Raw genomic sequence first — 17,659 nt, 5'->3', positions numbered from 1 at the left:
GGTCACCTCCCCACAGGCAGCGGTAACCCAGATCCCGAAGAACGTCCGCAGAACAGGGGGGCGGCCAGACGGCGTTTTTGTCCACCCGGCCGAGCGACATGAGGTACGTCGGGGTGCGCTGAAGCATTGTGACGAGCCCGGCGGGCTTCCCGGCTGACGACGACGCGCTCGACCGTCGGCGTCCACCTCACGCCCGCTGTCCCATGAGGCCCGCACGAACTGGTACCGGAACCGGATGCGGCTCGCCGGAGCGTGCTCGGCGACGGTCTCGCACAGGTAGTCGAGGATGAGCGGGCCATCGGCGATCGCGCTCTCGTACACGGTGGCGATTCCAGCCAGGCTGGTCACGAGGGCGACGACGTCACAGCGGGTGTGAGCGGGCGGCAGCCCTCCCGCCTCGACGCCAGTCGCGATCATCTCGTTCAGCAGGGCGAGCAGGTCGCCAGGCCATTCGCGCCCGGCGAGCAGGTCGACACGGCGGTGCGGCCCGACGCCGAGCAGGATCGAGTGCGCACAGGACCAGACGAGGTGGGCGACCGGGGGTCGGCCGTCCGGCGGGCTCCGTGGCGGCCCGCGCCGTCCGGAGTCCGGCGGGACCGCCACGCGGTGCGGTCCCCGGCTCGCGCGGGTGCCGGTCAGCCGGGGTGCCCGGCCGTCTTCTTGCGCCAGGCGGTGTACGAGCTGACCGGTCCCCCGTGCGGGCGGAAGAGCCAGCGCCAGGGGTGCACGGTGCTCGGTTCGACGGCCGCGGCGCGAGATCGGAAACCCGGCACCGGCGCGAAGGTAACGGCCACGTCGCGTTCCCGCAGCTGCTGGACCACGTCGTCGCGGTGGATCGCCACCTCGCGACGGGTGGCGAGGTCGGCGAGGGTCTCGGTCAGGAACACCAGGCGCTTGCCCGACAGGCGGAGCCGGGCGAGCAGGGGCGTGTCGAACACGAACACGGCGGGCAGGTCCGGGTGCGCGGCCAGCGCCGGATCGGCGTCGCCCAGCGATTCGGCGGTGAGCCACACGGCCTCCGGCCTACCGTGCCCGGCCGGGCTGCGGGGTCCACCGGTCGACTCGGGGTCGGGATCGTGGCGCAGCAGGGGTTCCGGCTCCGGCTGCTCGGCCGGAGCCGGCGACGCGGGCCAGTCTTCGATCGGGCAGTCGACGCTCAGCGGACATTCCCGGCACAGCTGAGGAGCCCGTTTGCGCACCTGCCAGCGCGAGAATCCGTAGGGCTTGCCGGTGCCCGCGCCGATCGTCCACTGCCAGCCCACTCGATTGGCCGCGCGGGACCCGTCGAGCAGGTGTGCGAAGAACCGGTTCTCGCCGGCCGTCCAGTCCGCCCCCGCCCGCACGGTCCACTGCGACGCGAGCCACATCCTGGTCTGGTTGACCAGCCACCCGTCCGTCTCCAACTCCTCGACGCAGAAGGACACGCACCGCATCCGCTCGGGCCAGGGGTCGGTCCACCGCACCGTCGCGCGGGCCGGTGCGGCACGCAGGGCGGCGGCACCGCGAGTGCCGAGTCTGGCGTAGAGGTGGCGGCCGTACTCCTGCCAGGCGAGCTCGTCGCGGAACTTCGCGCGGTCACGCGGTGGGGCGGCCGCAGCGGCGGCCCACGCCTCCGGCAGGGCGATCAGGCCGTGCCGGATGTAGGGCGAGAGGCGACTGGCACCGCGTCTGCCGCGCGGAAGCACCTCGTTGCGCCGCGCCGCGTACCCGGCGAGTTCGAGGGTGCCGAGCGCAGCGTCCGCGGCCTGCTGACCACCCCGGAACGCCGGCGAGGCCTCCGGAGTGTCACAGCAGAGGTCGCCGAGGTGCGTGCGCACCCACAGCTCCGCGGCTTCGGGCCCAGGGGCGGGAGTGGGAAGCAGCACGTGATCAGTCTGCCGCCCGGCTCGTGCCCCCGCCCGATGACGCGGGACTCGATCACTGAGGCACTCCCCCTCACCCCGAGGATGACGAACCGTGGTGTGTCTGTCAGAGCGGAGGGTTTCAACCGGTGCGGCGGTGCTGCCGGGCCTGCTGCGCCGTCAGGTCACAACTGACACCTAATGGTGCAGCAGACCCGCCCACCGCTCGTCCGGGAGCAGCGCGTTGGAGGAGTCCCGGCGGCCGAGCAGCACGCGGTCGCGTGCGGCCACGAGGTCCGCCGCGGTGATGTCGGTGCGGTCGTCCCGCACCGCGAAGATCGCGGCCTCGTTGATCAGGTTCGCCAGATCCGCGCCGGAGAAGCCGGGCGTGGCACGGGAGACCCTGCCGAGATCGACGTCGCTGTCGAGGTGCTTGCCCTCCGCGTGCACGGCGAGAATGGCGGCCCGCTCGGTCTGGTTGGGCAGCGGCACCATCACCTGCCGGTCGAACCGGCCGGGCCGCAGCAGAGCCGGGTCGAGCGCTTCCGGCCGGTTCGTCGCGGCCAGCACCACGATCCCGCTGCTCTGGTCGAAGCCGTACCCGTCACGCAGATCTCCCCGGACCGCACCGTGGTCGTCGATCCCGACCGACGCGACCTGATCGGCGTCCACTTTGGACATGAAGTCGGTGTGGGACCGGGTGTGCACCCCGCGCGACCACAGGGAGGGCGAGAACAACAGCACCAGGAGAGCGACCAGCGCGGGCAGGGACAGCCACCACCCCCAGCGCGATTGCCACGCGGACGGTGGGCCGGGTACGTGGTCGGGCGGTGGCCCGGATTTCGCCGCACGCGACAACGTCGCCTCCTCGCTCCGACACCGCACTCGCCCGACGGTAGGCCGGGATCCGCTCGTCGTCCCAGGGACTACCGGAATCTCGGATGCGGGACCTTTTGCCCGATCTGCGGTGCCGCGCGAGTCCTCCTGCCCTGCCGGCCCTGGGCGGAGAGCCCTGTCGGCTGCGGCCGCGGAACGAGAAGGTCGAAGTCGGCGAACGTCGCGAGCTGAGGGGAGGGCGTGGTGACCACACCAGGAAGCCTGCAACACCAAAGCGCAGGATCCGGGTACGTGCCCGGTCCGCCGGCACGACCGTGCCGGTCGAAGCGGCTGTGGCACACGGTGTCTCCCGTAACGGTGCTGACGCTGATCGCGAGGGTGGAGCCCACCGCGGTGCACGGCCGAAGCCGTGAAGCCTCCAAAGCGGCGGTGAGAACCGGGATCGTCTCCGTCGCCGGCAAGGCCGTGCCGACCAACGTCCACGTCGTGGTGCAGGCGTCTTCGGTCGAAGTCGCGCGCGGGGGCAGCAGCGGGCCGAAGCTTGTTCGGCCGGTGTCCGGCGGTACGCCTGCCGGCGACGACGTCGGCACCCTTGACCACGCTCTGGACCACGACGGACTGCCGTCGGTGAGCCGGGGACCCGTGTCCGGCGCCGACCGCACCACGCGGGCGCCCGGCGGTGCCCTGGACGGCTTGCCGCGGACCGGCACCGCGCTGACCGTTCCGCGCGGCTGCGAACTCACCACCTCCTCCAGGTGAACGGCGCCGCACGGCCGCTCGGCTGGCTGGTCGCCGCGGCCGGCGCACTGACCCTGGTGTCCACGTTGCGTCCTCCGTGGCGGCCCGGCGGGTGGGTGGCGGAACTGTTGTTCGGCGACGGCGTGCACCTCGCCCGTGGCACCGCGGTCCTGGTCGGCACCGTACTCATGATCATCGGACGCGGGGTCGCGCGCAGGCATCGTGCCGCGTTGTACGCGACGACTGTGCTGCTTCTGATCGCCACCGTGCTGCACGTGATCAGTGGTCTCGATCTCGTCGCCGCAGCTGTCACCGCCACCGTGGCGGTGACGCTCATGTGGCACCGCAACCTGTTCGTGGTCGCGATGCGTCCAGCTCGTCTGCTCGACGTCGCCGGGCCGGCGGCACTCCTGCTCACGGTCGACTTCGGCTACGGACTGCTGGGGCTGTACCTCCAGCGTGCCCTGGTGACCCCTCCCCTGACCGTGCGGTCGGCGGTGACCGAGGTCGCCACCCGGCTCATCGGCGTGGAGGGGCCACTTGCCGTCACCGGGGAGTTCGGACGGTGGTTTCCCGCCTCGTTGAACGGGCTCGGCGTGCTGACCGCGGCCTGGCTGCTGCTGGCCGTGCTCTCCCCGATCGCCTCCGCGGGCAGCCCCGCGGAGGCCGACCGGGAACGTGTGCGGACAATGCTCGAACGGGCCGACACCGACACCCTGGCACCGTTCGTGCTGCGCCGCGACAAACACCTGGTGTTCGCCCCCGGCGCGGACGCGGCACTCGGGTTCCGGTACGTGCGCGGCGTCGGGCTGGCCTCCGGAGATCCTGTGGGTGATCCTGCGGCGTTTCCCGGTGCCCTCGACGAGTTCCTGTCGCTGTGCGAACGGCACGGCTGGCGGCCGGCGGTCGTGGGCGTTCGTTCCGACCACGTCCCGATGTACGAGGCCCTGGGCTGGAACACCCTGTACGTCGGTGACGAGGCGGTCATCGACGTCAACCACTTCACCTTGACCGGCCGGCGCATGCGCAACGCGCGGCAAGCGGTCAGCCGCTCCCGCAACGCGGGCATGACCACGGCGTTGCTGCGCGAAGGAGACGTGGACGAGGCGCTGCGCGCCGAACTGCTCGCTGTCACCTCCGCCTCACGGGCGGGTCAGCCGGAGTTCGGGTTCTCCATGGCGCTCGGCGACCTGTTCAGCGGCGAGTACCCCGATTGCCTGGTGGCGGTGTGCCGCGACCGGTTCGGCCACGCGGTCGCGTTCCAGCGTTACCTTCCGTGCGGCGAGGTGGCGCTGTCACTGGACGCCATGTACCGCAGACCCGACGCCCCCAACGGAGCGACCGAGAGACTGATCGCCGACGTGGTGGAGTGGGCACGGAGCGAACACGTCGTGGTGCTGTCGCTCAACTTCGCCGCGTTCCGGGCGGTCCTCGATCCCGCGGAGAAGCAGCCCGGCCTCCGGGTGGTGATCACGCGCCTGCTGCAGCACCTGGACGGCGCGCTGGGACTCCAGATCGACACACTCCGGGTCTTCAACGCCAAGTTCGCGCCTCGCTGGGTGCCCCGCTACCTCGCCTACCGGTCGACCGGTGATCTTCCGGCCGTCGGCCTGGCCGCGCTGGCGGCCGAGGGCTTCCTGCCGCTGGACCCCGCCCGTCTCGCACCAGCCGACGCGGCCCCGACGCCCGACTCACGCTGACGGCGTCCGGGCGGAGCTGAACCGGGAGGCGCGCCTGTGCACGCGGTGCCCGGTGGTACGGGTCCGGTGCGCGGTCACGATCGGTGTGGTGCGGAAGAACCAGTGCTTGCCGAGTTCGACCAGCACGAGGTAGGTGAGGACCATCAGCACCAGGGCGAGGAAGAACCCGCCCGGCAGCGGACTGAATCCCAGGTCGTGTGCGAGCGGCATGGCGGGCAGTGCGGCGCCGACCGTCACGGCGGCCAGTGCGGCGAGCAGCAGCGGCACGCTGGGGTGGCTGCGGTAGAACGGACTGCGGCGGGTGCGGATGACGAACAGCACCAGGGTCTGGGTGGCCAGTGACTCAACGAACCAGCCCGCCCGGAACAACGGCGGGCCGGCGTGGAAGACCTGCAGCATGACGGCGAAGGTTGCGAAGTCGAACAGCGAGCTGATCGGCCCGAACACCAGCATGAAGCGCCGGATCAGCCCGATGTCCCACCGTGCCGGGCCGGCCAGTTGTTCGGGGTCCACGTGGTCGGTGGGGATGGCGAGCTGACTGGAGTCGTAGAGCAGGTTGTTGAGCAGGATCTGCGAGGGCAGCATCGGCAGGAACGGCAGCACCGCCGACGCCCCCGCAGCGCTGAACATGTTGCCGAAGTTGCTCGACGTCCCCATCAGCACGTACTTGATCGTGTTCGCGAAGATCCGCCGTCCTTCCACGACTCCGTCGGCCAGAACCTGCAGATCCTTCTCCAGCAGCACCACGTCGGCGGCGTCCTTGGCGACGTCGGTCGCCGAGTCCACGGAGATGCCCACGTCGGCCGCGTGCAACGCCAGAGCGTCGTTGACGCCGTCGCCGAGGAACGCGACGTCCAGCCCGGCTCGCCGCTGGACGCGCACGATGCGGGCTTTCTGGTCCGGGTCGACGCGAGCGAACACGGTGGTGTCCGGAATGCGCGCAGCGAGCTGGTCGTCGTCGAGCTCGTCGAGCTCGGTCCCGGTGATCGCGGCGCCCACCGTGAGACCGAGCTCGGCGCACACGTGGGAGGCGACTTCGGGGTTGTCCCCGGTGATCACTTTGACGGTGATCCCGGACGCGGCGAGACGGCCCAGCGCGATGCGGGCGGTCGGCTTGGGCGGGTCGAGGAAGACCAGGAAGCCCTCCAGCACCAGGTCGCGTTCGTCGCCGGGATCCAGCGTCTCCTGCCCAGGGACTGACCGGCAGGCGACGGCCACGACGCGGTGGCCGGCGGCGAACTCGGAGTTCAGCACGCCTTCGGCCGCCGCCGGCACGGTGACGCAGAGCGCCAGCACGGCCTCCGGCGCCCCCTTGGTGATCACCAGCCGCTGCCCGGCGTCGTCGTCGACGAGTACCGACACCAGCCGTCGGCGGTGGTCGAACGGCAGCGTCGCCCACCTGCGGTACCGCCCGGCGGACGCGCGCGGCGCGGCTGGGTACTCCCACAGCGCGGTGTCCAGCGCGGTCGCGTCCACGAGCCGACCGTCCTGGACCTGCGCGTCGACGCAGACCGATCCGAACAGCAGTGCCGCGTCACCCACGCCGCCGTCCGGCGCGACCGCGCGCATGAACTCGATCCGGCCCTCGGTCAGCGTGCCGGTCTTGTCGGTGAACAGGACCTCGACATCGCCCAGGTCCTCGATGCACAGAAGACGTTTGACCAGCACCTTGCGCCGGGCCAGCTGACGCGAGCCCGCCGCCAGGCCGGTCGACACCACCGCGGGCAGCAGTTGCGGCGAGATGCCCACCGCGATCGCGAGGGAGAACAGCAGAGCGTCGAGAACAGGCCGATCCAGTACCAGGTTCACCGCGAAGATCGCGGTGGTCAGCACCGCCGCGATCTTCACCAGCAGCATGGAGAACCGGCGCAGGCCGGCCTGGAACTCCGTCTCCGGATGACGCCGGCCGAGGCCGAGGGCGATCCGGCCGAACTCGGTTGCCCCGCCCGTCGCGACCACCACACCTCGCCCGGCCCCGGCCGTCACCAGGGTGCCCATCAGCGCACCGCTGCTCAGACTTCCCAGCGGGCTACCCGGCGGCACCGGATCGACCGACTTGTCCACCGGGAGCGACTCCCCGGTCAGCACCGACTCATCACATTGCAACCCGGTCACCGCGATCAGCCGCACATCGGCGGGAACGACCTCGCCGAGCCGCAGCTCGATGACGTCACCGGGAACCACGTCCACGACGTCGACCGACTCGAGCGCACTCTCGCGCAGCACGACCGCGCGGTGGCGGATCCGCTCGTGCAACGCCTCGGCGGCACGCTCCGCGCGGTACTCGTTCACGAAACCCAGGCCCACCGATGCGGTCAAGATCACCGCGATGATGACCGCGTCGACGTGCTCCCCGACGAAGAACGACGCGATCGCGGTCACCGCGAGCAGCAACAACAACGGCGAGCGCAGCTGACGGCCGAGCACCTGCCACGGACGCGCGCTGTGTGACCGGACCGCGTTCGGACCGAACCGCTTCAGCCGCTCCCGCCGTTCCGTCTCGGGCAAGCCCGACCGCGACGTTCCCAGTGCGGCCAGCGCATCGTCGACCGGCTGCGCACCCGCCACCGCGAGGTCGACCGGCCGCGCCTCCGCCGAAGCGCCGCCGTCGGCGCGCACCCGATCCACTGCCACACGATCCACACCAACGATGCTCGCGACGGCGGCGCCACCACACGAGGGGACTAAAGACCTCACTCCCCTGCCGTCAGGCGCCGACGGCTCCGTCCGTGGCGACCAGGCGCCGTGCGGCGCGGGCGGTGTGGCCACGAGGGTCATCCTGTTCCGGTCATTGGAACCTCGTGCGGACGTCGTGTTCGTCCGCGGTCGCCGAGACCACGAGGACCGTGTCGCCGCCGCGGAAGCGGTAGTCGGCGCGCGGAACGACCGGGAGGGAGTCGTGGACGACCGCCGCCACCACGGTCCCGGTCGGCAGGTCGATGCCGGACAGCGGCCTGCCCGAGGCGGCGGAGTGGTCGTCGATGTGGGTCGCGATGACCGTGACTCCGGCGGCGGCCAGCCGGAGGAGTCCGACGGTGTCCGACGCGCCGCTGGCCTCCTCGATCAGCGGCACCAGGGACGCTGCTGCGGGCAGTGCGACGTCGACGCCCCAGCGGGCGTCGAACAGCCAGGCGTTGTCGGGGTCGTTGACGCGGGCCATGGTGCGGGCCACGGTGAACTGGCGCTTCGAGAGCAGGGCGATGACCAGGTTGTCCTCGTCCTCCCCGGTGGTGGCGAGCAGCAGGTCGGTGTTGCGCACGCCCGCGTGTTCGAGAACGGCGGGTTCGCACGCGTCGCCGTGCACCAGCCGCAGCAGGTCCGCGTCGGGCAGCTGCGCCAGACGCGCGCGATCGCGTTCGATGACGGTGATCTGGTGGCCTGTGGCGGCCAGCAGGTGCGCGGCCTGCTCGCCCAGCCGCCCGGCGCCTGCGACTAGCACCTTCATGTGCCCAACTCCTTGCTGAGGAAGGAACTCAACCGGCCCAACGCGGTCGCGGAGACGGCCAGGCTCACCGCGTCGCCCGCGCGCGCGAGCGCGTCGGCGGTCGGGAGGAAGGAGTGGCCGCCTCTGGTGACCGCGATGACCCGGATCTCCCCGTTGACGTCGAGGTCGTGCACCGGCCGCCCGGTGAACCACGCGGGCAGGGTCTCGCGGATCAGGAGGGTCTCGCCGTTGCCGAAGGTGACCTCAGGGTCGAGGTAGCGGTGCCGGAGCACCTGGCTGATTCGGTTGACCGTCCAGCGGACGCTCGCGACCGTGGGGATGCCCAGATCGGCGTAGATGTCGGCGCGGCGCGGGTCGTAGATGCGGGCGATCACCTTGGGCACGCGGTAGTCCTCCTTCGCGATGCGTGCGCCGACGATGTTGGTGTTGTCCCCCGAGGTCACCGCCGTGAACGCTTCCGCGGTCCCGATGCCGGCCCGCTCGAGCGCGCCGCGGTTGAACCCGTTGCCGACGACGAACTCGCCCGCGAATCCGCCCGGCAGGAGTTCGCGGGCGTTGGGGTCGCGGTCGAGCACGTGCACCTCGTGCCCGTCGGTGGACAGCTGGTGGGCCAGTGCGGCCCCGACCCTGCCGCAGCCCATGATGATCGTCTTCACGTGGTCGCCTCCTTGCGGCGCAGCAGGAACTTGCGGATCTCGTCGGCTCCGAGGACGAGCGAGCCGCAGCCGACGACGAGCAGCCAGTCCACCGGGGACAGCGGGGCGGTGTGGAACACCGCCTGCAGGGGCGGGAGGTAGCTGATCGCGCACATGATCGCGATGCCGATCAGTCCCGCGCCGACGAGCTTGCGGTTCGACAGCAGGCCCAGCCGCAGGATGCTGTGCCGATCGCTGCGCACGGTGAAGGCGTTGAAGAACTGGCTGACCACGATCGTCGCCTGGGTCATCGTGAGCGCCTCCCGGTAGACGGGGTTCACGGCGGTGAACCGGTCGAACGGGATGCCGGCGGTGTGCAGGTGCCAGAAGAACAACGCTGTGGCGCTAGCAGCCTGGATGCTGCCGAGGAACAGGAACCGGCGTACCAGGGACCAGGAGAACAGCCGCTCCCGCCGCCCGCGCGGGGGCAGGTCCATCACACCGGGTTCGGGGGCTTCCGCGCCGAGTGCCAGCGCGGGCAGCACGTCCGAGCCGAGGTCGATGGCCAGCACCTGCATCGCGTTGATCGGCACGAGCGGGAAACCGGCGAAGGTGGCGACCAGGATGGGGGCCAGCTCACCGATGTTGTGGCTGAACAGGTAGACCAGGAACTTGCGGATGTTCGCGTATACCGAGCGGCCGAGCTCGACGGCGGCAGCGATCGAGGCGAAGGAGTCGTCGAGCAGGACCATGACCGCGGCCTCGCGGGCGACGTCGGTGCCCGTGGCACCCATCGCGACGCCGATGTCGGCGCGCTTGAGGGCGGGTGCGTCGTTGGCGCCGTCACCGGTGACGGCCACGACCTCGCCCAGGTCCTTGAGCGCGGCCACCACCCGCATCTTGTGCTCGGGCTTGACCCGCGCGAACAGCACGTCACCCTTGCCGGCGAGGAGATCGCGCAGCGCGCTGTCGTCGATCTCGCCGTCGAGGTCCGCGCCGGTGACCGTGCGGGGCCGGCCCGGTGCGGCCAGGATGCCGACCCGGTGGGCGATCGCCTCCGCGGTGAGCGCGTAGTCGCCGGTCACCATGATCACGCGGATGCCCGCGCGACGGCAGGAGGCGACCGCGTCGACGACCTCGGGACGCGGCGGGTCGAGCATGCCGGCCAGACCGAGCAGCGTGAGGTCGTTCTCGGCCTCCGCCTGACCGGTCCGCGCGCCGCGGATCTCGCGGATGGCGACGGCCAGCACCCGCAGCGCGGAGCCCGCCATCACGTCGTTGGCCGCCAGCACCTCGGCGCGCGTGCGGTCGTCCAGTGCGACGTCACCCTGCTCGGTGCGGATGCGGGTGCAGCGGGCGAGCAGCTCACCCGGAGCACCTTTCACGTGCGCCCACGTTCGCCCGTCGTGGGTGTGCACGGTGGTCATGAGCTTGCGTTCCGAGTCGAACGGGAACTCGCCCACCCTGGGGGCGGCCCGCCGCTCGGCGTCCACGTCCAGCCCCGCCTTCGCCGCGGCGACCAGCAGTGCCGCCTCGGTGGTGTCGCCGAGCACTCGCCAGCCGTCCCCGGCCTTCGGCGGCAGCACCCTGGCGTCGCAGCACAACGCCGCCACCCGCAGCACCTCCCTGGCCGAGTCCACATCGGACACCGAGCCGTCCGGCGCGTAGCCGACTCCGGTCACCCGGTGGGTCCGCGCCGCCGTCCACAACCGCGTGACGGTCATCTCGGCCTTGGTGAGCGTTCCGGTCTTGTCGGTGCAGATGACCGTCGTCGATCCGAGCGTCTCCACGGCGACCAGCTTCTTCACCAACGCCTGCCGCCGCGCCATCCGGCGCACCCCGATGGCCATCGCCACCGACAGCGTGGCGGGCAACCCCTCCGGTACGCAGGCGACCATCACCCCGAGCGCGAAGACGAACGTCTCGACGAGCGGCCCGCCCGCCGGCAACCGCACCGCGAACAGCACGACTCCCAGCGCGAACGCCGCAGCCGCCACCCGCCGGGCCATGTGCGTTATCTGCAGCTGCAGCGGGCTGCGGTCAGGGGTGGTGCGGGCGGTCAGCCGGTAGATCCGGCCGAACTCCGTGTGCTCGCCGGTACCGGTCACCACCGCCTTGCCGGCGCCCGCGGCGACCGTCGTGCCCATCCACACCAGGTTGCGCGCCTCCAGCCGCGCCACCCGCCCGGACACCGCGTCGGCGGTGCGTCCCACCGAATCGCTCTCCCCGGTCAGCACCACGTTGTTGACCGCGAGGTCGTGCGCCTCGACCACCCGGCAGTCGGCCGACACCGCGTCGCCCGCGTCGAGCACGACCACGTCCCCGACGACGAGCTCGGCAGCGGGCACCTCGACGCGTTCGCCGCCGCGCAGCACTCGGGCCTGGTGGGGCACCATGTCCCGCATCGCGTCGGCGGTCCGCTCGGCCATGTACTCCTGCCCGAACCCGATGGACGCGTTGAGCAGCACCACGGCCAGGATCGCGATCGCCAGCCGGAGGTTCCCGACGTCCCGCGGAGTGCCCAGCAGGTACGCGGCCAGCGTGAACGCCGACGCGACGAGCAGCACGACAGCGAACAGGTCCGTGAACTGGCCGAGGAACCGGGACACCGGCGACCGCTCCGCGAGCCGGGGCAGCTCGTTGCGTCCGTGTTCGGCCAGCCGTGAGACCGCCTCCTGCGAGGAGAGCCCCCGCGGCGAGGACCCCACCACGTCGAACACGGCGCCGGGTTCGGCCGTCTGGACCGCGACCACGTCGCGTTCCCCGGCCCGCGGTATGGACGGCGCGGTGGTCATGGCCTCAGCGTGCGGTCACGCCGCCGACCGGTCACAGGCCCGGAGGTAACCGGTGAGAAGGCCCGAAGGTCCCTCGTCCCGCGGCACCGCCGGGGCGAGAGTCGAGGTATGGGTATCGCGAAGCGACTCGCCTTGTTGTTCAAGGTCAGGGCGAACAAGGCGCTGGACCTCGCGGAGGATCCGCGGGAGGTGCTGGACTACTCCTACCAGCGGCAGGTCGAGATGCTCGCCGAGGTGCGGCGGGGTCTCGCCGACGTCGCCACCAGCCGCAAGCGGCTGGAACTGCAGGCCGGTCAGCTTCAGCAGGCCGCGGACCCGTTGCGGGAACAGGCGGCCGACGCGGTGCGGCTGGGGAAGGACGACCTGGCCCGCGAGGCGCTCACCCGGCGGGCGGCGACCGTGCACCAGATCGACGAGCTGCGGCCGCAACAGGAGACGCTGAAGTCCGAAGAGGACAAGCTCGTCGTCGCCGCGCAACGCCTGCAGGCCAAAGTCGAGGCGTTCCGCACGCGCAAGGAGGCCATCAAGGCCACCTACACCGCCGCCGAGGCGCAGACGCACGTCAACGAGGCCGTCTCGGGAATCTCCGAGGAACTGGGCGACGTCGGTCTGGCGATGCAGCGCGCCGAGGACAGGACCGAGCAGATGCGGTCCAGGGCCGAGGCGCTGGACGAGCTGATGGCCTCGGGTGCCCTCGACGACGCGTCCGCACCGCTGGGTCACCGCGACGACATCCAGGCCGCTCTCGACGCCGTGACCGGGACCGGTGGCGACATCGAGCGAGAACTCGCGCAGCTGAAGACGAACCGGCTGAAGGAGCTGCCGACATGATCATCCGGATTCTCGGTGACGGCCAGTACGAGGTGGGCGACGACCGGATCGACGACCTCAACGTGCTGGACGACGAGGTGCAGAAGGCGGTCGAGTCCGGCGACGCCGAGACGTACGGCGCGGCGTTGGCGGCGTTGCTCGCGACCGTGCGGGAGCTGGGTTTCCCGCTCGCGGCCGACGCGATCGTCTCGTCCGCGCTGGTGCTGCCCGCCGCCGACCTCGGCCTGCAGGAGGTCCGCGCTCTGCTCTCCGACGAGGGTCTCATCCCGGGGTGAGGACGATGCGCACCCGATTCCGGCCCGACCGGCGGCTCACCGCCCGGATGCTGGTCACGATCGTCCTGCTGACGGTCGTGTACGCGGCGTTCATCGGGGTGTTGTTCGTGCTGCTCAAGTCCATGCTCGCCGTCGTGGTCGTCGCCGGTGGACTGTTGCTGGCGCAGTACTGGTTCTCCGACCGGATCGCCCTGTACGCGATGCGCGCCAGGATCGTCACGCCGGAGGAGGAGCCGGTGCTGCACGGTGTCGTCGACCGGCTCTGCGCCATCGCCGACATGCCCAAGCCGCAGGTCGCGGTGTCGGATCTCGACCTGCCCAACGCGTTCGCGACGGGCCGCAGCACGCGGCGGGCCGTGCTGTGCGTGACCACCGGCCTGTTGCGCCGGTTGGAGGCCGAAGAGCTCGAAGGTGTGCTGGCGCACGAGTTGTCCCATGTCGCGCACCGCGACGTGGTGGTGATGACGGTGGCGTCGTTCTTCGGCGTGCTGGCCGGGTTGGTGGCCCGGTTCGGGTTCTACTCCACGGCGTACGGCAGGCGCGGAGGGAAGGACGACACCGTCGCGGTGATCCTGCTGGTGATGGCGGTGTCGGCGGCGGTGTACGGGATCAGCTTCCTGCTCATCCGGGCGCTGTCGCGGTACCGGGAGCTGGCGGCCGACCGCGCGGGCGCGATGCTCACCGGCAGACCGTCGGCGCTGGCCGCCGCCTTGGTGAAGGTCACCGGCGACATAGGCCGCATCCCCGCCCGCGACCTGCGCACGGCCCAGCCGTTCAACGCGTTCTTCTTCGCGCCGGCCCTCGGGTCCGGGCTGATCGCGCTGCTGTCCACCCACCCCTCCCTCGACCAGCTGGCGTCGCTGTCGGCGCAGCTCGACAAGGAGGTCTGATGGGATTCCTCGACATACTGCTGGGACGCACCGAACCCGTGCAGCCCGACCTCGACGTGCTCTTCGCCATCCCGGGCGCGGCGTGCACCGTGCAGGCCGCGCTCGGGATGGCGCCCACCGGCGCGGGCGCGGTGTGCTTCAAGGCCGCCGAGGGCGCCGACCGGGCGGTGAACGAGAGCCTCGCCCTGCTGGGCCTCGGCGACACCCTGGACGTTCGGCTCACCCACGACGAGTTCGGGTTCACCTGGATCACCTGCAGGCAGTCCACAGTGGACCTCCCGGTGCTGCTGACCGCGCTGCACGCCGTCAACAGCACCCTCGCCGACGCCGGCTTCGGCTCGAGCCTGCTGTGCACGGTCGTCGGATTCGGCGACGCCGGGCATCGCCTCGGCATCGTGTACCTGTTCAAACGCGGCACCGTCTACCCGTTCGCCCCCACCGGCGACCGGCACCGCGACACCGCGCTGGAGATGCGGGCACGAGCCGAACTCGCCCGCGATCTTCCCGTGGAGCCCGACCTGGAGCGCTGGTTCCCGATCTGGGACGCACCCGTACTCTGAACCGCGCTGCCCGCAGGGGAAGCGCTGGTGCGGACGACCCTCGTGATGAACAGCCCGCGCCTGGTCTTCACAGGCCCGGTAGGGAGATCGCCGCGCTGATGACGGCACCGGCCAGCAGGGTCGCGCCCATGACCGGTCCGGCGAGCCGGCTGGTCGGCGCCCGGCTGCCGCGCAAGCGTGAGACCACCGCCCCGAGTGCGACCAGCTGGACGACGCCGACGACCGCCACACCAGGATCGTTCAGCAGCAGCGCCAGCGGCAGGAAGTGCGCTGCCACCACGACCGCGACCCACCACGCCATCCACCGCGACGCCCCACGTCTCGCCAGCACGAGACAGCCGGCGCCCGCGGCGACGACCTCGGCCGCGACCAGTGCTCCGAACCAGGCGTACTCGCCCTCCAGCGCGGTCGGCCGGTCCCAGTTCAGGGCGGTCGTGATCCCGAACGCCACGGCGAACCCCATGCCCAGCACCGACCCCACCCCCAGCCAGGCCCGCCACCTCCGGGAAGGGTCCTCCTGGGCCCAGCCGAACCACACGAAGGCCATCAGCCCGAACCACGCCGCCGTGAAGCACTGGTCCCGCACGAACTCGGTCAGCATCGGCACTCATCTCCCTTGGCAGGTCAGCGGGACCGAACAACCGATTGGACCCGAGGGGCGCCAAAGCTTCTGGAGGTGCTTTTTCGCCAATCCGAGACGGCCCCCACCCCAGGTGCCACCAGAACGCTACTTCCGCCTACTGCCGGGAAGAAAATGTCGCAGGTCCCGATCGGATCAGGACTTTCCGACCTGACATCCGCGGCGTTTCGACGAAAGTGTTCGTACGTGCTGACAACCACGTGCGTCCACTTAGGCGGCATGACGAACTCCGCCGCGGCGGTCCGGACGCCGTCGGTTCACGCTCGCCCGATATGGTTGCGCTTCATCAGTTCGCGATGCCACCTCAGCACCGCATCCAGGCTCACCGAACGCCGTCGCGTTTGAGCCGGCCGCTCCTGTGGTATCGATCAGAACCATTTCTGTCCCGTTCCGGAGGGTGCTCATGCAGATCCAGGTCAACACCGACCACAACATCCACGGTGGCGAACGACTTGCCACCTATGTGACCACCGACCTGGAAAGCAGCCTGTCCCGGTTCAGCGGATGGCTGACCCGCGTGGAAGTGCACCTCAGCGAGGACGGGGGCAGCAAGCCGGAGGACAAGAAGTGCGTCATCGAGGCACGGCCGGGAGGCAAGCAGCCGGTCGCGGTCACCCACCACGCGACCACCGTGGACGACGCCTACACCGGTGCCGCGCACAAGCTGGGAAGGGTGCTGGACTCCCGGTACGACCGCGCCCACGACCACAAGGGCAGTGACAGCATCCGCCACATGCCCGCCCCGGAAGACCCCGAACTGGTCGGCACGATCGAGGACCAGCCCCGGAACTGATCGAAGCGACCTGGCGCGGTGGACCTCATCAGCCGACCCTCTGGTCGGTTCAGCCCGCCCGGAGGTCCGGGCCCGTGCACCCGACGTGGGGCGCTCGCTCCGGTCGGGTGCGCGGCGCTGAGACCGCGCTGGCAACGGCGCCGCGGCTGCAAGTGATCGGCGTGCCCCGGCAGCGGAGCTCCTGCGAGCGTCCGGTCCGGCACCGGCGCAGGTGAACGAAGTTCCCGTCCCGGTGTTTCCAGCCTCGGCCCGAACCGGGACGGAGGACGGCCTGCGGCGGGGACCACCGGCTCTGCACCGCGGGGTGTGGCGAGCAGGGCCCCTGACGTATCGGTCGACGCAGCCAGGTGGATCTCGCGGCGGTGGCCGAGGCGGCTGCCGCGTCCTGTTCTCCCGCGGTGGGCGTGGAGGGGCTGTCCAAGACCTGCAGGGCGGGCCTGGTTGACCACGACCTCCAGGCGTCGAGCGCCTTCGCCGACCTCCGCCGCTACCCGCTCGGCCACCTCGACGTGTGCTCGAGGGCAGCGTTCGATCAGATCAGCGACGAACAGCTCGCCTTCCCGCGGGCCCCACCTCTGCCCGCCGGACCGGTGAGAGATGTCCCCCGGCCGGAAACAACAACACCCCCCGGCGCTCCGCGGCCCGAGCGCGGGCCCTCACGCGGATGGATCTGCCGGAGGTCTCGTGACCGCGCCGGCCGCCCTTCACGTCACGAGGTCGCCGGGTGGACCTCGTACAGGTGCTGGTCGGCGTCGAGGACCGCGAGGGCGAGACCGGCTTCGGCGACCTCGGCGGCCAGCACCCCGGGGCTCGTCACCGCCCACTCGTCGGAGGCGGTGAGCTCCGTGAGCACGTCCCCGTCACGCTCGACCCGATAGGTCATGTTCCAGGTGATGGCGTTCTCCCCGGACGGCTCGGCCGCCGCGACCCCGACGTAGGTCAGCCCGCCGACCCGCACCTCGGCCATGGGCGTCGCCGGCACGCGGACCGGGGTGAACGGCGGCTGGAGGTTGAGCACCGCCCGTCCACGCGCGTCGAGACGCCCGGCGAACAAACGCCAGAGGGCCTGGCGTTGTGGCGGCGGGAAGTGGCCGAGCACGTTCATCGCCACGATGCCGGACAGGCGGTCCGGCAGGGCGGCGGACAGCACGTCGTCGCCGAGAACGGTGACGCGGCGCCTGAGGTCCTCGTCATCGGCGCAGCGTGCGAGCAACGCCGTGCGCAGGGCCTGGTTCGGTTCGACGGCGACGATCGCGGCCTCGGGCAGTGCCGCCGCGAGGACCGCGGTGCCCGATCCGGTGCCCGCGCCGATGTCGAGCACCGGTCCGGCGCTGGTGTCCAATCCGGACACCGCACGCGTGAGAGCAGGGCCGAGGCCGGTCCACGCGTCACGCAGCAACACGGCGACGTATTCGGCCGTGCGGTCGTAGAAGCCGTCGGTCATGAAGTTCCTTCCAGCAGTGGTGCGGCGGCGCCGGGGACGGCCGCCGGGGTCTCGACGACGAGCCGTCGGCCTGCCCGGTTGACGGTCGTGTCCGAAGAGGACGGTCAGGTGGTGAGGCCGGGCAGCAGGCCCGGGTCGGCCACCCCCGAGTTCCGGGAGGCGGTGCACGACAACGCCACGCGCGCATCGCGCCGGCCTGATTCATGCGCCGATCGCCATCCGACACGCAGCGTGC

General features: G+C 71.3%; 15 protein-coding genes. 7 read left to right on the top strand and 8 right to left on the bottom strand.

The genetic code is table 11. The features are described 5' to 3' along the window. Positions 1–635: 635 nt before the first annotated feature. Positions 636–1,865: an FAD-binding domain-containing protein gene (locus ND450_RS07685; protein ID WP_253325462.1), complete on the bottom strand. Its 1,230-nt coding sequence runs from the start codon at positions 1,863–1,865 to the stop codon at positions 636–638. A gap of 174 nt (positions 1,866–2,039) precedes the next feature. Then, on the bottom strand, positions 2,040–2,726 hold the full coding sequence (locus ND450_RS07680) for an AAA family ATPase (RefSeq protein ID WP_253325461.1): 687 nt from the start codon (positions 2,724–2,726) through the stop codon (positions 2,040–2,042). A 381-nt stretch (positions 2,727–3,107) separates the two neighbouring features. Between ND450_RS07680 and ND450_RS07675 the strand changes: the two genes are divergently transcribed. Further along, positions 3,108–3,437 (top strand): hypothetical protein, encoded by a 330-nt coding sequence (locus ND450_RS07675; protein ID WP_253325460.1) that lies wholly within the window; start codon positions 3,108–3,110, stop codon positions 3,435–3,437. Continuing rightward, positions 3,434–5,116, top strand: coding sequence for a bifunctional lysylphosphatidylglycerol flippase/synthetase MprF (locus ND450_RS07670; protein WP_253325459.1), 1,683 nt, complete (start codon positions 3,434–3,436; stop codon positions 5,114–5,116). Before ND450_RS07675 ends, ND450_RS07670 begins: the two co-directional genes overlap by 4 nt. On the opposite strand, the gene mgtA is transcribed toward ND450_RS07670, so the two are convergent. The 4 genes from mgtA to ND450_RS07650 form a co-directional block, all read right to left on the bottom strand. Then, positions 5,108–7,759, bottom strand: a complete 2,652-nt coding sequence (gene mgtA / locus ND450_RS07665; protein WP_253325458.1) for a magnesium-translocating P-type ATPase — start codon at positions 7,757–7,759, stop codon at positions 5,108–5,110. The two genes, ND450_RS07670 and mgtA, sit on opposite strands and share 9 nt — an antisense overlap. A gap of 145 nt (positions 7,760–7,904) precedes the next feature. After that, positions 7,905–8,561 (bottom strand): TrkA family potassium uptake protein, encoded by a 657-nt coding sequence (locus tag ND450_RS07660; protein ID WP_253325457.1) that lies wholly within the window; start codon positions 8,559–8,561, stop codon positions 7,905–7,907. Beyond that, positions 8,558–9,217, bottom strand: a complete 660-nt coding sequence (locus ND450_RS07655) for a TrkA family potassium uptake protein (protein WP_253325456.1) — start codon at positions 9,215–9,217, stop codon at positions 8,558–8,560. The genes ND450_RS07660 and ND450_RS07655 overlap by 4 nt, the downstream gene beginning before the upstream one ends. Beyond that, the gene (locus ND450_RS07650) at positions 9,214–11,991 is read right to left on the bottom strand and encodes a cation-transporting P-type ATPase (protein WP_253325455.1); all 2,778 of its coding nucleotides are present in this window, start codon (positions 11,989–11,991) and stop codon (positions 9,214–9,216) included. The genes ND450_RS07655 and ND450_RS07650 overlap by 4 nt, the downstream gene beginning before the upstream one ends. 108 nt (positions 11,992–12,099) lie before the next feature. Between ND450_RS07650 and ND450_RS07645 the strand changes: the two genes are divergently transcribed. From ND450_RS07645 to ND450_RS07630, 4 genes are read left to right on the top strand one after another with little or no spacing between them, the layout of a single operon-like run. Next, positions 12,100–12,822, top strand: a complete 723-nt coding sequence (locus ND450_RS07645; protein WP_253325454.1) for a PspA/IM30 family protein — start codon at positions 12,100–12,102, stop codon at positions 12,820–12,822. After that, on the top strand, positions 12,819–13,097 hold the full coding sequence (locus tag ND450_RS07640) for a hypothetical protein (RefSeq protein ID WP_253325453.1): 279 nt from the start codon (positions 12,819–12,821) through the stop codon (positions 13,095–13,097). Before ND450_RS07645 ends, ND450_RS07640 begins: the two co-directional genes overlap by 4 nt. A gap of 5 nt (positions 13,098–13,102) precedes the next feature. Continuing rightward, positions 13,103–13,987: a zinc metalloprotease HtpX gene (gene htpX, locus ND450_RS07635; protein WP_253325452.1), complete on the top strand. Its 885-nt coding sequence runs from the start codon at positions 13,103–13,105 to the stop codon at positions 13,985–13,987. Then, positions 13,987–14,547, top strand: a complete 561-nt coding sequence (locus tag ND450_RS07630) for a hypothetical protein (RefSeq protein WP_253325451.1) — start codon at positions 13,987–13,989, stop codon at positions 14,545–14,547. The genes htpX and ND450_RS07630 overlap by 1 nt, the downstream gene beginning before the upstream one ends. Before the next feature lie 67 nt (positions 14,548–14,614). Here ND450_RS07630 and ND450_RS07625 read toward each other — a convergent pair whose 3' ends face one another. Then, positions 14,615–15,148, bottom strand: coding sequence for a hypothetical protein (locus tag ND450_RS07625; protein WP_253325450.1), 534 nt, complete (start codon positions 15,146–15,148; stop codon positions 14,615–14,617). A gap of 442 nt (positions 15,149–15,590) precedes the next feature. Between ND450_RS07625 and ND450_RS07620 the strand changes: the two genes are divergently transcribed. After that, positions 15,591–15,980 carry an HPF/RaiA family ribosome-associated protein gene (locus tag ND450_RS07620; RefSeq protein WP_089926095.1) on the top strand — a complete coding sequence of 130 codons (390 nt, stop codon included), beginning with the start codon at positions 15,591–15,593 and terminating at the stop codon, positions 15,978–15,980. Between the two features lie 709 nt (positions 15,981–16,689). On the opposite strand, the gene ND450_RS07615 is transcribed toward ND450_RS07620, so the two are convergent. After that, on the bottom strand, positions 16,690–17,424 hold the full coding sequence (locus ND450_RS07615) for a trans-aconitate 2-methyltransferase (protein ID WP_253325449.1): 735 nt from the start codon (positions 17,422–17,424) through the stop codon (positions 16,690–16,692). Between the last annotated feature and the right edge of the window lie 235 nt (positions 17,425–17,659).

This window comes from Lentzea sp. HUAS12 (assembly GCF_024125735.1).
Lineage (GTDB): Bacteria > Actinomycetota > Actinomycetes > Mycobacteriales > Pseudonocardiaceae > Lentzea > Lentzea albida.
The sequence above is the reverse complement of the archived record's forward strand: the minus strand, read 5'-3'. Positions and strand labels throughout refer to the sequence as shown.

Bases quoted from the DNA above. Each gene is read 5' to 3' on its own strand.
- ND450_RS07660 (WP_253325457.1), bottom strand. From the start codon at position 8,561: ATGAAGGTGCTAGTCGCAGGCGCCGGGCGGCTGGGCGAGCAGGCCGCG.
- ND450_RS07650 (WP_253325455.1), bottom strand. From the start codon at position 11,991: ATGACCACCGCGCCGTCCATACCGCGGGCCGGGGAACGCGACGTGGTC.
- ND450_RS07645 (WP_253325454.1), top strand. From the start codon at position 12,100: ATGGGTATCGCGAAGCGACTCGCCTTGTTGTTCAAGGTCAGGGCGAAC.
- ND450_RS07640 (WP_253325453.1), top strand. From the start codon at position 12,819: ATGATCATCCGGATTCTCGGTGACGGCCAGTACGAGGTGGGCGACGAC.
- htpX (WP_253325452.1), top strand. From the start codon at position 13,103: ATGCGCACCCGATTCCGGCCCGACCGGCGGCTCACCGCCCGGATGCTG.
- ND450_RS07630 (WP_253325451.1), top strand. From the start codon at position 13,987: ATGGGATTCCTCGACATACTGCTGGGACGCACCGAACCCGTGCAGCCC.
- ND450_RS07625 (WP_253325450.1), bottom strand. From the start codon at position 15,148: ATGCTGACCGAGTTCGTGCGGGACCAGTGCTTCACGGCGGCGTGGTTC.
- ND450_RS07620 (WP_089926095.1), top strand. From the start codon at position 15,591: ATGCAGATCCAGGTCAACACCGACCACAACATCCACGGTGGCGAACGA.
- ND450_RS07615 (WP_253325449.1), bottom strand. From the start codon at position 17,424: ATGACCGACGGCTTCTACGACCGCACGGCCGAATACGTCGCCGTGTTG.